12 protein-coding genes are annotated in these 15,793 nt (G+C 50.0%); all 12 read right to left on the minus strand.

Annotated features, from left to right (window positions below):
- Positions 1–36: 36 nt before the first annotated feature.
- Entirely contained in the window at positions 37–666 is a 630-nt protein-coding gene (locus Ga0451573_RS03265; RefSeq protein ID WP_231682450.1) for an Imm5 family immunity protein, read from the minus strand.
- Between the two features lie 74 nt (positions 667–740).
- Positions 741–2,327 (minus strand): hypothetical protein, encoded by a 1,587-nt coding sequence (locus tag Ga0451573_RS03270; RefSeq protein WP_231682451.1) that lies wholly within the window; start codon positions 2,325–2,327, stop codon positions 741–743.
- Positions 2,328–2,332: 5 nt separating this feature from the next.
- A complete protein-coding gene (locus tag Ga0451573_RS03275; protein WP_231682452.1) occupies positions 2,333–3,229 on the minus strand; it encodes a glycosyltransferase in 897 nt (298 codons plus the stop codon).
- A gap of 8 nt (positions 3,230–3,237) precedes the next feature.
- Positions 3,238–5,136 carry a helix-hairpin-helix domain-containing protein gene (locus Ga0451573_RS03280; protein ID WP_231682453.1) on the minus strand — a complete coding sequence of 633 codons (1,899 nt, stop codon included), beginning with the start codon at positions 5,134–5,136 and terminating at the stop codon, positions 3,238–3,240.
- A gap of 70 nt (positions 5,137–5,206) precedes the next feature.
- Complete coding sequence (locus Ga0451573_RS03285) at positions 5,207–7,372, minus strand: phage tail protein (protein WP_231682454.1); 2,166 nt, start codon at positions 7,370–7,372, stop codon at positions 5,207–5,209.
- Entirely contained in the window at positions 7,369–9,636 is a 2,268-nt protein-coding gene (locus tag Ga0451573_RS03290; protein WP_231682455.1) for a putative baseplate assembly protein, read from the minus strand. Before Ga0451573_RS03290 ends, Ga0451573_RS03285 begins: the two co-directional genes overlap by 4 nt.
- Positions 9,633–12,590, minus strand: coding sequence for a baseplate J/gp47 family protein (locus Ga0451573_RS03295; RefSeq protein WP_231682456.1), 2,958 nt, complete (start codon positions 12,588–12,590; stop codon positions 9,633–9,635). Before Ga0451573_RS03295 ends, Ga0451573_RS03290 begins: the two co-directional genes overlap by 4 nt.
- A 56-nt stretch (positions 12,591–12,646) precedes the next feature.
- Positions 12,647–13,042, minus strand: coding sequence for a GPW/gp25 family protein (locus tag Ga0451573_RS03300; protein ID WP_231682457.1), 396 nt, complete (start codon positions 13,040–13,042; stop codon positions 12,647–12,649).
- 79 nt (positions 13,043–13,121) lie between these two features.
- Complete coding sequence (locus Ga0451573_RS03305) at positions 13,122–13,415, minus strand: PAAR domain-containing protein (protein ID WP_231682458.1); 294 nt, start codon at positions 13,413–13,415, stop codon at positions 13,122–13,124.
- A gap of 57 nt (positions 13,416–13,472) precedes the next feature.
- Positions 13,473–14,129 (minus strand): phage baseplate assembly protein V, encoded by a 657-nt coding sequence (locus tag Ga0451573_RS03310; protein WP_231682459.1) that lies wholly within the window; start codon positions 14,127–14,129, stop codon positions 13,473–13,475.
- A complete protein-coding gene (locus Ga0451573_RS03315) occupies positions 14,126–15,151 on the minus strand; it encodes a phage late control D family protein (RefSeq protein ID WP_231682460.1) in 1,026 nt (341 codons plus the stop codon). Before Ga0451573_RS03315 ends, Ga0451573_RS03310 begins: the two co-directional genes overlap by 4 nt.
- Before the next feature lie 4 nt (positions 15,152–15,155).
- Entirely contained in the window at positions 15,156–15,791 is a 636-nt protein-coding gene (locus tag Ga0451573_RS03320) for a CIS tube protein (RefSeq protein ID WP_231682461.1), read from the minus strand.
- Positions 15,792–15,793 lie beyond the last annotated feature (2 nt).

Here is a 15,793-nt window from a genome sequence, read left to right on the forward strand (position 1 = left end):
CAAGCTGTTTTGGTAATTTTTAAGCTTCAAATATTGCTAAATCATTTCCCAGGCCAAGGGTACAGCTTCTTTAAGCCACCATTCCCAAAATTCCCGGCGTTTCAGGGAATCTGAAGCCTCATCCCAGACTGCCCCATTGGCATAGGCAGCGGCAGCAAAAAAAGCGGCATCCATTTCATCAGGATTGACATCTGCATCTGTAAGATTCAGATTAATCTGCCTGGAGTCAAAACGCTCATTCCTGAGCACAGCATTAAGTACCTGTACCGCACTAAAGCCTGCTCCATGAACTACTTGGTTTGCCTGATCTTTATTCCCCATTTCAACTAAATGGTCCCAGAATAAATCCCGCTGTTTCCAGGCCTCGTTAGCATCAACCTGTCCCAGTAAAACCTGGTTTGCTAACTGAATACACCGTTCAGGCAGACTATTGCCGGGATATACTTTTCCCCAAAGCGGCAAAACCTTTTCAGTGGCAGAAATTGCCAGATTAACTCTTTTCTTCAACCCATCTGATCCCGTTTGGCGGGATTCACCCTTACCCGGGCCTAACTGTTCATATATTAACCAGCGATACCCCAAATTGAGATCATGTTGAGGATGGGCTGTCATAGCTTGATAAGCCAGGTTCAGGGTCTTACTTAATTCCTCGGGGAATGATGCCATTATGTGTCTCTCCTTACAAGTTATTACCACGCGGATGGTTTAATTGTACCACTTATTTTTTGTTCCCGCTGCTATTATTTCGGTACTACCAACACCGAACCATCGGGTCTGAATACCCAAACAGCACGTGGTTCGGCAACAGTCTGCGGCTTTCCGGTATAGCGTGCCAAAGCCCGGAAAAATCTCCTGCAGTTGTCACACATAGGCGCTGAAACTGCAATCGGTTTATTGGGGGCTGCAACTGCTGCCTGCTTTTCAGCATGGGACGCATGATACCGCCCCGGTTTTCCCTGGTCCAGGAGCTTGTTTGGCTGCAGGTCATGACCCATTTTTTTGCTTAGCTCCATTACAGCTTCTGTATTTTCTGCAGCCCTTGGGCCGGTAGTCCAACCGCTCTCAGTGGAGTTGCCCTCAACCGAGGCGGATGTTTTCCCTTTGGGTGCCGGCGTCATTTTCCCCCGCTCTGCTATGGCTGCCGCAATTGACTCATCTTCCGGCGTCCTGGGCCGACTGACTTTTTCCACCGGGGGCTGTTTAACCTCTTTATAGCTGCCGCCTTTTCTTCCGCCACCTACCCACACCCTTGACGGGGATCCGGCAGGTGCCTCTGCCGCCGCCTGCGCTTCCCCAGTGACTGCTGCCTTGGTTTCCCCAGTGACTGCTGCCTTGACTTCCCCAGTGACTGCTGCCTTGACTTCCCCCGCAGCTGCAGCCTCAGCCCCCTCGACAGCGCCTGCGGCAGCTGTTGGTGATACAGGTGTATTTGGTTTTAGAGCCCCCCTGACAACAAAACTCACCATGAGCAGGTTCAGGGATTTTATAATAAGTTCATCATAGACGTGAAGCTTTCTCGCCCGCTCCTCAAAGGCCCTGCCGATTGTGTCGCGAAGACGGCGGCCTCCCGGTTTGTCAGCCCTTAAATAATTGAGGGAAGACCAGTTTGGGGTACATCGGTCGCCCAATAATTCACCGGGAACTATGTCTTTTGCATCACTGTAGACAGGAATAAGACATCCTAACTGGGCCGTTCTGTCCGCCGCTGCAATTCCGGCAGCCCGGTAAACATTTTCAATTTGTCCGATAATCTTTTGGGCTCTGGGATTCCCGCTGTCAGCATCCTGATAAACCTTGTCCAGCTGTTCCCAACTGCTGACCATTCGCATAGCCGCCCTGTCATCAGTCATATTCCCTGAAGAGTCGCAAAAGCTGTCATAGTTTACCACAACGGTACTCACTTTTGCTGCAGCCTGTCTCTGCTTAGCCTTCAGGGATTCTCGCTGGGAAATCTCAGCCTCAATTGTTTGCAGATAGGCCTCATCGGCATCGCGTCCCAGGTAACCCGAGGGATTCTGCAGACGCCGCTGCACCATCATGTATTCCTGTTCCAGAGCAATATCATTTATCTGGGTAACATCAACAGACCTGAAATCTCCAACCGATTGTGCCACTCTGTCGGCTTCCTGCTCATATTCATCCCCGGAACCGCCGACCGATGACTTCGCCTGCAGCAAACGTACCACTGCCCGGTTCCCGATCACCTGCTGCAGGCCCAGGATTGGGTGTGCCGGGGCATTCACCGGAGCTTTCCCAGTGGTCGAAACAGATTGTCCCTGCTCCGCACCTTTGTTCGTTTTAGTATGGGTTATCCGGTAACCATCCAATAGCTTCACCCCATGGTCGTTAATCCAAAACGCCGGAAATACCAGTCATCATCCCGCCTGCGCAGCTGCATCAGCTCTCTGCGTGCATTGGTCACATCACTGTCCAGCAGCCTTAGCATAATTTGTCCAAATTCAGCAATTCCCCTGTAATATTCTATGACACAGGCTGCCCTGGCATCACTAAAGTGAAGCAAGGCCATGCGCAGGCGGTTATACATCACTTCCGGAACCTCCACATTATATGGGTGGCGGTTCCGGAACAGATGATAGACCACGGAATTTGGCTGAAGTATACAATCATACCCCATCAGCCAAGTACGCAGGCTTATCTCCAGGTCCTCACTGCCCCACTTGGTCATCCCACTGTCGTAACCGCCGATTTCTTCAAAAACCCCTCTTCTAATTGCCTGACATCCACCGGGAAGAACAGGGACCGCATAGGATTCCGCACCCCGGTAAGGCAGCCAGTCCATTTCCAGGCTGAGACCCCGCCAGGTACCGCCATACCCCCGGGGTCCCTTAGTTTCATTGAGACTGGCAAAAACAGGGCCGGCCATCCCTGTCTGCTGGTTCTCCAGGGGCTTGATTAAATCTGCCATCCAGCCAGGCGGAGTATAAGTATGCCCATCCAGAAATACCAGTACTTCTCCCTCAGCCGCCTGGGCGCCCAGGTTCCGTCCCCCGGCAACACCCAAACCAGCAGCCTTTTTAACTATAACCCGGCTGTCATTGGCAAAACTGGCGGCGGCTTTGTCGCCGCTGCCGTCGGTAGAACCGTCATCCACCACTATTATTTGAAACTTATTTTGTAACGTATTTGTTAAGATACACCGGACGGTATCAATTAGGTTGTCGCCCTCATTGCAGGCGGAAATAATAATACTGACTATGCCTGATCCCATATGTATCCTTATTGCCCCAGCAGCCGCCGGGCTTCATCAATAAAGCTCATGGCCTTAACTTCGGTAACCCCCAGGATTTCCGATATTTTTTGCGGTTCTGCCTCTGCAAGTTCCTTCACATGGGCAATTCCACTTTCTTTCAGGCGGGCGGCATATGTATCACCAATACCGGTTACCTCAGTCAAAAGACGTATCGGCGGCGCCACAGTTGGCAGGATGGTTGGCCTTATTGTCGGTTCTATGGTTGGCCTTATGGTCGGTTCTATGGTTGGCCTTATTGTAGGAATTAAATGTGCCATGGCAGATACCGCAAACCAGCGGAGAGGCACTGATGCGGCGCCAAGTTCCGGGGCATCTATAGTAATACTGAATTGCCCTATTGTTCTTTCATTGATGGGATCCAGAGTCGGTAGTATAGTTGGTAGTATGGTTGGTAGTATGGTTGGTAGTATGGTTGGTCTAATCGTCGGTGATATGGTAGGTTCCAGCGTTGGCACTATGGTAGGCCTTATAGTCGGCCCTATTGTTGGCCCTAACGTTGGCCCTATTGTTGGCCCTATCGTTGGTCTTATTGTTGGCCTTATAGTCGGCAGGATTGTTTCACTGTAAATCCTGACAATGGGGTGCAAAACCTGCCCGCGAAAATGGAGCTCCTGACCGTATTCAGTATACCCTTTATACTCCAAACCCAGGTATACAAAAAAGCTGTCACTGTCAAATCCGGAATCAACAGTAAGCTCACCATGACCCTTTTCATCAGTCACGACATTAATCCGGCCTGTCCTGGCAGCAGGGGCCGCAGACCCTCCGGAAGCATTGATGGTTACCATATTGTTATCTCCATCAACTGTCAGAGTCACATTTTTACCGGCTACCAGGTTTACAGCCCCGCCGGGGTTTTCGATAATGGTCTTCCCATTGACCTGAATTCCGGTTAGGGCGCGGTTCCATCTATACCCGTCGGCATCAGAAACATGTTTGCTGCGGTCGGTATCATCTGATTCCGGGTCAACCGGAGCCGGGTCAGTCTGGGCGTGCCGGGTATTATGGGGGTTACCCGTCACCCCGGAATGTGTTTCCCCAATGGTAATTCTTTTTGCAGTATTGTCAGCACTGACAGTGATACTGTTACCGCCTGCGATATCTACATTACCTCCGGGGTTGGATACCCCTTCGACGCTTGTAAGGGCGCCAACCTGGGCTGCAGTTGCGCCATGGGGGTTGTCCGTATCATTTAAATGGACTTCCAAACTCTTTTTCAGGCAGGTGAACAGGTAGTGCAAAAGGGGATTATGCTTGACAATATCCCTGAATTCCCTGGTTTTATTCTGTTCAACAGTTACTTCATTCCCGGTGATGTTCAGCACAGCAAGCAGCACTCTATGTTCCTGCCCCGTCAGGTAAGGTCTTACCTGTTCATCACCGGGATTCCAGTTAATCTCTTCTCCCTCAGACTCCGGGTCAGTTTCAGGAGGCTCGGAACTAACCAGCACCTCGAAGGATTCCAATATCCTGCTGTTACAGCAGTTTTCCTCACAGGATGAAGCATTGGTCAGACACGGCACCGGTTCTTTTTCACATTCGGCATACTTTATATAGATGTAGTTCAGGCCCTCTTTATAATTGCCGTGAGTATTTACCCTGCCGCTCCGGCCAACTATAATCTCATTACCGCAGCAGTCCAAAGCAGCTCCTGGCGTCAGGGCAACAGTCAGTCTGCCGTCACTTTCCAGCTGCGGCTGTTCCACTTCCAATCCACACGCAATACCTGTGCCATGAATCAGTCTGTTGCTTAAGCAGCCTTTCTCCATGTAATAGCGCTGCTCCATTTCAAAATCCCTGACCGTAAGCAATTTACCATAAAAGTACCGGTTCCGCTCAAAAGGATGCAGCTGGCAGTCTTTCATTATACAACCTCCCTTAATCTAAAATGAATCTCTCAGAAATAGAATCCCATTGTGTTCAATCCTTGGCTGCCTAAGTCAAGGTGGTATCGCAACCCAACTTGGTACGCCTTCCTATCTGTCCTGCTTCATCACCATCGGTCAGCACAGTGTCCTGAGGCATCACTGAGCCAACATCCAGACGCAGGGAAGGTTTGGTCAGGTAAGTGTTTACTCCAAGATAGGTATGCATATCAAGATAAATCCATGGCCTTAGAGCAACAACCGCCGCCTTAGTATAAGCAGGTTTTTCCGTATCAATAATCCTTTTAAGAGCCTGTATTTCGTTGTCTTTATTTACCTGAAACGGTTTTAACAGCACAGTGAAGGAATAGGGGTCATCACTGAATAACCTGACCAACAGCTCTCCGAACTCAGCTTCCGCCTGAGAACATTTTAGCTGAAACCGTTCCACGATAAAGGGTTTATCTCCGGTATAAACATTTATCATCTCTGTTATGCCTTCACGGGTTCCGCGTTTTTTATAGATACCGGGTGCCTTTTTAATCAGCAGCCGGAGCTTGTCTTCCGGCCAGTTCTCATCTTCAGCTATCGCTAACCATGTCCCCAGCCAGCGCAGGAAATCACCACTGACAGAATCGGCATCAAAAAATCTCTCAATATGCCCGATGCGGACCTCCGTCTGGGAGAAAAAGGTTTCAAACAATGAGAGAAACCGTTCCAAAAAGTCCCTGCTCTGCTCATTCTCCTGGTAAACAGCAGGTAAATATCTCAGGTAGGATGTGCGGGGAAAATAGGCCCGGATGCTTTTCAGAAGCGGACTCTTTTCCTTACTGCCGGTCAACTCAATTTTCAGCCAGAGATATCGGCCTGCCTGGCAGTGTATCAGGGCGTCTTTGGCATTGACTAAGGGAACAGACCAACTGAGACAGTTGAGCATTGCAGCCCTGGCTTCCAGATCATTGTCAGCTAAAGTGGCTGGGCAGGCCAAGAGGACTTCCAAATTGACCCTCTGCCCGTTAATAGTAAATTCCTTGTCATTAGATGTCAGGTAAGACACCTTCACCTGGGTATTTTCCGGAATTTCGGCGTCAATAACCAGCTTATGCCATCGCATTTCAGAAGCAGGGGCGGCAAAGGCGCCGGAGAAATACGTCCCCGAAGGCAGCGGGTTCACCGAAGACCTGAAATACGTCTGCACCGGCTTCAATATAGTTAACTCCTGTTTTTCCTTACTGTAAATATAGATTCGTTCATCTTTTTCTATCTGCAGCTTTTCCACAGCGCCCTCAAAAAATGGCACCATGTCCAGGAAATCGCCTGTTGGACTAAATTTATGGATGAAGCTTCGTTCCTCTATTCCCTTAGAAAGCCTGTAGCCTTCACCTATATATAAATTTCCGCCGCCATCAATAGTGATGCCCGAAGGCAGTTCAGGGAACCTGGTCCATTGGCTCTTTTCCCAGTCCCTGACGCCTGTGGCCAAAAACTTGATAACCCTCCTGCCGGCCGTTTCCAGGATAAACAGCGACCCGTCCGAAGCAATATAAAAGTTCACGGCGTCATTTAATTGTTCTATCTCTATAGCAGCAGTCAATTCCACCTTAACGTCAAATTCCGCCGCAAACCTGCCAGATTTGTCAAACTTAACTACTGCAGCCCGGCCTCCGGCAGGCACGGACCGGGCACCTGCAGAACTCTCGCTGCCGCTCTGCCGGACATCGTAGGGTGTGAGTATATAGAGGCTGCCATCCTTATCTGCCTGTACCGTTATCGGGTCAAAATTGCGCCACAGTTTCTCCTCAGCGCTCTGCGCTTCGGGTCCGGCCACCCACCTGATCTGCCAATTTATCTCAGCCAGGGCAAGTACCTTTTTCTGATGCCTGTCCGCAATATAAATCGTTCCCGGAGCCCAGGCTATCCCTTCCGGCCTGATAAACAAGCTCCGGATGCAATCTATGGCTGCAGCCCGTTTCTGCTTAACATCATAAACCCACACCAGACCCTCGCTGTCAAGGACATACACCAGACAGCAGGGTCCGACAGTAAAGTCCCGCATCTCCAGGGAACCAGGAAAGCCCTCCCCTGTAATCACCGTTTCCTTTATGTAATCCCTGGTCTCCTGGAGCTGCAGTCCTTCCCCGGTGACATCAATGTGTACCGGCAGACCCTTATGCCAGGCTGATTTCGTATGCAGTACCAAAAACTGATAATCATCCGATTCTGATTTATTCATCATATACCTCTCTTCCTGCAAGACACCTGACCGGGAGCAATTATTTCAACCTCATGTTCCCCCGAACATACCAGACTCTGAGGAGATATTGTAAAATTCCCCTCTGCGTCCTGTACGATTCCTGCCCCCTGGGCATGCAGAACCACATCTTTGATATAATCAACTCCCGGAATCTTTTCCAGCAGTTCAAATATCTCGGATTTATAAACACTGCGTCCAAATGACCACCCCGTTCCGTCAGAACCTCCGGAAAGAGGGTGTAAAAAGCTCTGCAGCCGTTCATTGACCTTTAATCTCAGGTTATCGGGATTGGCCCTCGAGCCGATGACCACTGCAGCGCCGACACTGACTACAACATACTCGGGAGGTTGTACATCCAGCTCAGTTGTGATTAACCTGTATTTGTTCAAGTGACAAAACACATTTTTCATAAATCCCCTGCTGGGTATAGGTCTCGCAGCATAACTGAAGGGAACAACTACCACAGTAACAACTGCTGGAACCGAATCTCCGGGATAATTAGCCAGACCCGTCTGAAAAAGGGGAATAGCTTTGGCTCTGGCCACTCTAATCCCAGGGGTGGCACAAGCCAGGCGTTCATAGTCCTCAGTGGTAACAGCCCGGTACCCCTGCTGCAAGCTCCGGCGAAGCCTCATCTTGGTCTCCTCCAGAAGCTCCCGGGATATGCCTCCTGAGGCCGGCTGCCGGTTTTCCACTTTAACAAGGCCCTCTGCTCTTACGGGGCGGAGGATTCTGTTAACCGTTCCGGCTGATACGTTACCCTGTTTACCGCCGCCCGCCCGGTAAGATATCAGCCGGATATTAAGTGTCTCCTGATTCGGTGAAGCCGGCGGAATAGCGCCATTCACTCCATCCCCGAAAACAATTTCACCACTCTCCGGAGTCAGCACAAAATGCTTGTCCCCGGGACCGGAAGCATCAAAATCTTCAACCACAAACCAATCCTGCCATAACAAAGGTCCCTGGCCACCTGGCTGCTCCGGCTCTCCCACCTGAAGGACCAGACTTGGGGGTATCACCGGAATTTTTTCCAGGGTGAACTTCTGGTGCGGCAGGCCGCTGCCTGACCCGATAAGGCCGTTGCCCGCCCACTCAGGCAGGTATGAAACCAGGCGCAAATTTTTACGTCCCTTTGGCATAGTCCCCCCTTGACGCCCAGGATCAAGATGTATGGTAATTCTGCCGGCATTCACGTTCTTTTCTATTTTACAGTCCGGCCAGTCATTCCAGAAACCACTGCCATCACAGACCTGAACATAATTACAGCCATACAGCGAAAGCCCTGTTGCGGTAAACGTATATTTCCGGCATCCCGTCCCTGAAAATGTGAATACCTCGCTAAAGGTCTCCTGCTGCACAGCGGGAACCGTGTTCAGCGCCACACTATCCAGCCTGGGTGACAGCTCGAATCCCTCCTCCCGGACTGTCGCCCTGATCCAGGAGCACTTTTCCGGGAATGGCTGGATAGCACGAGCCGCCCAATCACCGGGGGCCAGAAAATACAGGCGTCCTTTCCGGGAAAGCATCCCAGTCTCATCTTTAATTATTTGAAGGGGCGCCCAGGCGCCGGCACTATTTTTGACTTTCTTAAAGTATTCCCACTCAATTATGCCTGATGGAACGGTTTTCCGGGTTGCCCTGCCGTCAGTCACCGGATTTCCCCCGGCATCCCGGTAATCCTCGAAAACATTGCAGGTCAGGCTGACCTTCTGGGAAACCGGAAACGGCTTATCCCCGCTAAACCCAAGGTACAACCCGCTCCCCTGCTCCGCTTCTTCCCCAAAAGCCGAGTAGAACAACCCTTGCAGGCTGTTGGCCTCAGTATGGTCAACCCAGCCCCCTCCGGCAGAACTGATAACCTTTATCAGCTTCGCGGCAGCCATCACCAGGGGCTCCTTTGTTTCAAAAACTGCCTCATCTGCCAAAATACTTGTCCCCTTAGGAATAATCACACCTTCCCCGACTGTTCCGGCCACAGAAAAACACACCTCAACTTCAGCCTGAGAGGCCTGTTTTGGCCTGACGCCCAGCAGTTGGAGGAATTTCAGGTAATTCTCATCTCTAATCCGATTCAGGTAATACTGCTGCGTTTCAGCCACCCAGGCGAACAGTTCCAGAAATGTTATCCCCGGATCATGGGTATTGTGGTCTGTCCACTCAGGCGAAAATCGGGGAATTAGCTCTTTGGCCTTCTCCAAAAGCTGGGTAAAAGTCCTGTCATCCAAATTTGGTGTAGGCAGTGTCATCCTATTCCCCCCACTTTGGCTTTTACCCTGACGACATGCTTTCCGCTGTACACCAGAGCATTAGGCCCATATTCAGGCATTTCCTGATCTGTCTGGTTATTGGGGCTTATCCTGATCTCCTGACCGGACTCACTTCTGCTAACCATTGTCAGCACATCAACGTGGTCAACCCCGTCAATTCCCTCAAGCAGGGCAAAGAAATCCGAAAGACGCGGCAAACGCCCAAATTCCCAGCCCCGACCGTCCAAGCCCCCTGTCAGGGGGTGCAGCATGCCATCCAGTTCTTTTAACACCCGGTTCTCGACCAATGGAACCATATCTATTGTTTTGGCCGTAATAGCTGCCGAAACACTAATTTCCTGATAATCCGGACCAATGACCCGGAGATGCCGCGGAAAGGCAATTACATTTGCCGTATGCTCCCTCAGCCGCCTTTCCACCATCTGTCTGAGTCTCAATGAAGGCTTCGGCCTGCCATCTGTGCTCTTCGGAATAATTACCAGGGTCACCCAGCCGCTCTGCTGTTCTCCCCGGTCATTAAAATTGGGCAGGCACTTTACCCTGGCAATATTTCGGGACGCTTCCCCGGCTAACCATTCAAAGTCCTCCAGGGTCACCGCGCGGTTTTGATGCCGCAGCATTTGCGGGCCGCGTTCCATGGCCTCTGCCAGGGTTTCCGCATCCGAACCTCCGTCAGCGGGTTCAGGATTAAAGACACTATCCACAAAGGCAATGGAGGTCTTTAACCCCTTAATCTCTGCTCTGCCGACATTGCCTCTTAACCCGGCGGCCTCCCCGGCCCCGGTTTCGGTTTGGATAACCCAGGCGGTATTTGGATAAATTCCGTTAAGAACAGGGGCTGGCGGAGGAGTTATACTTTTAAATCTATCCCCGGTATCCACCGCCCTGATCCAATACAAATTCCTGCCGAACATCAGTTTACAGGTCAGGTCCGGCGGGCCGATAAATTCCAGACAGCCGCTTTCAGCAAAACTGCCTGTCCCGTCCAAAACCTCCAGGCTGACCCATTCACCGGTTTCCTTTTGCTCCCTGAAGTACTCCCACTTAAAGGCAGGCCGGTTATCTTCCCGGTACTCCTGCTCCTCAAGTGCAAAAAACACACTTATCGGGCCTTTTAATGGCGGAGTCTCAAAACCCAGGTATAAGGTGTAATGGGTGTCATCCAAAGGCTTAAAGGGCTTCAGACTGCTGGAGGAACCTTGTACCTCTGCCGTGATATCAGCGTAATTTAGATTATTTACTGCAAAGCATTTTTCCGGGTAAACCGAACCGGAGGCATACTTTATTTTTATTAAATTAATTCGAGGAGGATGGACCTCAGTGGTATCAATCTGCCACGTTTTGCCGTCAGGGCAGACAAACCGTTCCTTCCCATAATCACCACTGATTATCCGGGTCCGAATCCAGAGATTTTCCTGACCATTGACCACAGTAACAGAGATATCCCCCGGACAGTCAAATTCCACCTTCCCTGGCTGCCTTAATTTATCTGTATTGTCAGAAATTCCTTTGATGGCCTGCCACCCGGCGCCGTCCCAGTATTCCCATGACAACGCCAGGTCTTCATCTGCTGTCCCTGAAGAATCGCTTCCCCCAGTGACAGGCCGGAATACCCCTGTTTTGTCAAAATACTCCTTGCGGGCAGCTTCCAGAATATTTACGGCCTTGGTAACGGTAATAGGCTTTTCTGTCCCATCTTTTAAAGTGATAGTCAAGATCCCGGTCAATTCCTCCGGAGTCCTGCGCAACAACTGCTCCAGGGTGTCAATTTGGTGTCTTATCAACTGACCGGCAAAGTCCGGCCCAATCCCCTGAACCATACCCACAGGTATCGAATCAGGCCCATAGGCCGCCTCAAACTCCAGGGTAATTCTTCCGTTCTTTTTTGACAGGGCTTCCGAACTAGCCAGATAAAAGGTATCAAATACCCTGGGAAACCGGCCAAAGGGATAAACCTCTGCCGGTATCTCTATGGGAATATCATTGGCAAACATCAAATCAGGCAGTATATTGGGCCCCTCATCTGATACCGGCGTTTTAGGCAGGCTCTCGTTTACAACAAGCGGCTTAACCGCAATTTTTAATGTTCTCAGGGCCGCTTTTTTCAGGTAATCTATCATCAAGGGATTAACACTACACCTGAGCCAGCGGCTCTCAATCCCATTTATTTCCTTTTGCTTAATTTCCCCTAACTGATTTTTATGTAACACAATCTTCTCTGGAGAGGTATTCCGCAAATCAATCTCAAGGCTGTACCAGCCTTCCTGTTTCACTGTTTCACCACCGGCTGCTGTTTCCTGTTCCCCATAGTACTCCCAACTGACCATCTTTGGATCACAGAACATCCGGTTCCACTTCACTGAAATTAACTCAATCCCGATCCGGTTAGCAGCCTGCAGCAGGTCATTATTCCCCAAGTATATAATATGCTCCTGCAGGTTCTGCCCTGTAAAGAATTTGAAATCCCGGACTGCTCCCGGCCCGGATAACAGGTCTTCCGGGGCTTCAAAAATACTGTCCGGTTTTACAAAATAGGCTTTTACCAGCTTCGCCGGAGTTGCCATAATATTCCGTTCTGTTTTAAACACAACCGGGGCCCCACCGTCCGCCTTCTCTGCGGCCACCTGTGTACCCGCAGGTATCAGCGCCGGTTCCGCTGCTCCGGAACTCAGGTTAAACACTACCGGGGCCCGTGCCTGCTGAGCCGGAAGCAGCTTAACGTCCAGCATATTTAAAAACTCTATAAAATTTTTTTCCGGCACCTGATTTAACCGCTCCAGTACACCGGCAAACATTTCGGCAAATATCTCTGCCAGGGCCCATCCCGGGTCCTTGGCCTGAGGATTCCATTCCGGGGTATAAAAAGGGACCATCTCCCGGAATTGTACTAATATATCTTCAATGCCTCTATGATCAATTTTGGGAGTTGACATTAATCCACCTCCGCCTGCCAGTGATGTTGGCTTGTTCGTCTTCAGTGATGTATAGCTTAATTCTCTTTTAAATAAAACGGATAAACAAGATTAAATTCGTTGTTGGTACTGCGCACACAGTACTTAATCTCAATATCCAGTCTCCCCGGTTCAGCACGATCAGGAGCCGCATTGACCCCGGTAACCTCTATTCTGGGCTCCCACTGCTGTAATGCTTCGCGGATGCTTGATTCCATCATGCTTAATGTAGTTATACTCATGGAAGCAAATACAAAATCATGGATTCCGCAGCCGAAATCGGGACGCATGACCCGTTCACCTTTGGAGGTCGTCAGAATAATCCGGATTGATTCCTGAATATCCTGCTCATACTCAGACAGCAACACCTTCCCGCTCACCGCTTCTACAAGTACGGGAAACCTCCAGCCTTTCCCCAAAAAATCCTTACTCATGGCTACCTCCGCTTTACCTTTGCCAGGCTTTACCTTTGCCAGGCTTTATTCTTCAACCGGTTACTCAGGCATGATCATTTCAGCCAATGATTACAGTTGGCTCTCCCAAAGATATCGAATTGGGCGGCCCGCTCTCTGTGATCATGTCACCCTGACGCGCTGCCGGAAAGTTATTAATGAAAACTGTTGTACTGCCCATAGTCACCATGCCTCCCACGTGCGGGACCGTCCCCGAAACCAGGGGACAGGTATGAAAATCTGTAGTCGCCCGCCAGGCCGGTTTACCCCCAATGAGGACATTAACACTTCCCGGTCCCGGACTCAACGGGGTCCCATGACTGGTCACATCACCCATTCTTGCTGCCGGCGGCATAAATAATCCCCCTTTTGTTTCTCTGTGTACTCTGTGTCTCTGTGGTTTAATAAGCCTTTAATTAATCTTAACCAAGGCACCCTTTATTGTCAGGGTAGCTCCCGCTTTCAGTGTCATAGCTGCCCCTGCCTCTATCTCAATACTCTGAGACTTAATTTTCAGTTTCATACCGCTCTCCATGGTAATAGAGTTTTGGGCCGAATCAATTTCCAGCTTATTGGAGCCTGAATTGTCTTCTATCAGAATCTTTTCCGCACCCGCCGCGTCATCCAGAATAATTTTATGACCCGCTTTGGTGTGGATTTCCAGCCTCTCTTTCTTCTGCTCACTGTTGTCATCAAAAATTATTTCATGACCGCTCCGGGATGTGATTTTGCGGACATTGTTTTTCCCGTCAGTGTTGGTTTCCGGCGGCTTGTCCTGCCCATTCCAAAGAGCGCCGATAATATAGGGGTGACTGATGTCCTCCTGCTCAAAAGCTACCAGCACCTCATCACCGACTTCAGGCAAAAATAAGCTGCCCCTGTTATTTCCGGCCATCAGCGTAGCCACACGGGCCCAATAGCTTTCATCTCCGTCTTCCCTCCAGGGAAACTTCACCTTCACCCTGCCCATCCCGTCAGGGTCCTTATTATTAGTCACAATAGCGGAAGCCACTCCGGCTACCTTACCCCCGGTTCTCTGACCGGTATTCAGCAAATCATACAAGCTCATATCACATTCTCCTTGACACTGAATGTCGTCCGGTATCCTGAACTGCCAATACTGTGATTAGTTCTCTCTATATAATAGGTTTTGCTGAACTGCTTCCCCAGGCTGTCAAGCTCAATGTTTTTACCTGGCAGCAACTCCGGTATCCCGATACTCTCTCCGCTGCCCTTCACCAAGCCCTCAGCACGTCTGTTAAGAATTGCTCGGGCACGGTTATCGGCTTCTTCCTGAGAATAAACAGGCAGCCGCCAGCGCTCGGTAATTTTTTCGGATTCCTTACCGCCCGTAGCTTTACCGATTATCTCTTTCTTGGCTTTGGCATCCCATCCCCTGATTTCAACCTCAGAAACCTGTTCTCTGAGATTAATCTCCGGCATAAAACTCACCAAAGTTTTCCCCCATTCCAGGGTCAGGACGGAGGCTTTATCATAAGCCGGGGCCCTGAAATAAAGGGTCTTTCCAAACACGAAAAATTCATAGTAGTTCCTTTGGGCCAGTCTGGTCAGGAAATCAAAATCACTTTCCTGATCCTGTTTTACCTCAGGGTGTTTTACCCCGGTATCCTCAACTTCACTCTTTAATCCGTATTTCGCAGCAATTTTACCGGCAATATCACTGTCTTTAATATCAGGCGGCCAGGGCGGAGACTGCTTACCCTTCATCATTTTATTGGAAAGGTCGAATCCGCTGACTTCCAGAGAAGGCAGCCCGCCTGCAGGGTAGGTAACCTTGACTGATGTTATGAGACCAACCATTAAGGACTCAAATTTATCCGTATATCCCATTTTAATTTCAACCCCGCTTCCCGGGGCAAACAGCCGGTCCATCCATTTCAATTCCCGGCGGACAACATCATAGGAGTTGTCTACTACAAATGAAAACGAGTCAGCTCCTTCAAGAGTGTTATCAACACTGACACTGCTGATTTCAACACCTGAGCGGAGCAGCTCTTCCCCGGCAACTGTAACCTGAAAAGCAGGAGCATAAAAACTACGGTATTTTTTTTCTAAGTCAAGCAAATCCATCTTTTCACTCCAGTGGGGGAATAATTATTTCCTTCCCCGTAATTAATATCCTGGGGTTATTGATATTGTTGGCTTCGGCTATAATTCTCCATAACCCTGGGTCGCCATATTCCCGGTCAGCAATCAGCCAGAGGTTATCTCCCTGTTTAATGACTCTGTGTTTGGTCCGGTCGGCCGATTGCCTGGGCGGGCTCTGCAGCTGCTCAGTAATGGTCTTGTATTCCCTGAAGGTTACACTCAAGGTGGCCCTGACCGGAACACCGGAATCCAGAAACATGGTAAAGCGTTGGTTTACCCGCTCCAAAACAGCTTTAAACTCAAGCTTCCCCCAGATAAATTTGCACACCGGGGGAGCATGGAGACCCCTGTCGATATCAAGCATTGCTGTAAGTCGGCCTGAGTAATTCCTGACATCGGTCCCTTTTTCATAGGAATCAAAAAACAGGTCCATGGTCAGGGTGGCGGCATTCCCATTTACAAATGATGTCACCGGCGCCTGGAGACCCGGTATGGCAGTACTCTGAAACTGGTTGCTCTTTTCAATGGCATACTCCGTTGGGTTAAACAAAACCTTTACCGGTTCACCCTTGGGATTGCCTTTTTCATCCAATGCCTGCACCAAGGCCTTCTCCAAAGCCATTT

Origin of the sequence: Phosphitispora fastidiosa, from assembly GCF_019008365.1 — a bacterium.
Classification (GTDB): domain Bacteria; phylum Bacillota; class Thermincolia; order Thermincolales; family UBA2595; genus Phosphitispora; species Phosphitispora fastidiosa.

What these genes read in the sequence shown, in the direction of transcription:
- Ga0451573_RS03265 (WP_231682450.1), bottom strand. Translation starts at nt 666, where the DNA reads ATGGCATCATTCCCCGAGGAATTAAGTAAGACCCTGAACCTGGCTTAT.
- Ga0451573_RS03275 (WP_231682452.1), bottom strand. Translation starts at nt 3,229, where the DNA reads ATGGGATCAGGCATAGTCAGTATTATTATTTCCGCCTGCAATGAGGGC.
- Ga0451573_RS03280 (WP_231682453.1), bottom strand. Translation starts at nt 5,136, where the DNA reads ATGAAAGACTGCCAGCTGCATCCTTTTGAGCGGAACCGGTACTTTTAT.
- Ga0451573_RS03285 (WP_231682454.1), bottom strand. Translation starts at nt 7,372, where the DNA reads ATGATGAATAAATCAGAATCGGATGATTATCAGTTTTTGGTACTGCAT.
- Ga0451573_RS03290 (WP_231682455.1), bottom strand. Translation starts at nt 9,636, where the DNA reads ATGACACTGCCTACACCAAATTTGGATGACAGGACTTTTACCCAGCTT.
- Ga0451573_RS03295 (WP_231682456.1), bottom strand. Translation starts at nt 12,590, where the DNA reads ATGTCAACTCCCAAAATTGATCATAGAGGCATTGAAGATATATTAGTA.
- Ga0451573_RS03300 (WP_231682457.1), bottom strand. Translation starts at nt 13,042, where the DNA reads ATGAGTAAGGATTTTTTGGGGAAAGGCTGGAGGTTTCCCGTACTTGTA.
- Ga0451573_RS03305 (WP_231682458.1), bottom strand. Translation starts at nt 13,415, where the DNA reads ATGCCGCCGGCAGCAAGAATGGGTGATGTGACCAGTCATGGGACCCCG.
- Ga0451573_RS03310 (WP_231682459.1), bottom strand. Translation starts at nt 14,129, where the DNA reads ATGAGCTTGTATGATTTGCTGAATACCGGTCAGAGAACCGGGGGTAAG.
- Ga0451573_RS03315 (WP_231682460.1), bottom strand. Translation starts at nt 15,151, where the DNA reads ATGGATTTGCTTGACTTAGAAAAAAAATACCGTAGTTTTTATGCTCCT.
- Ga0451573_RS03320 (WP_231682461.1), bottom strand. Translation starts at nt 15,791, where the DNA reads ATGGCTTTGGAGAAGGCCTTGGTGCAGGCATTGGATGAAAAAGGCAAT.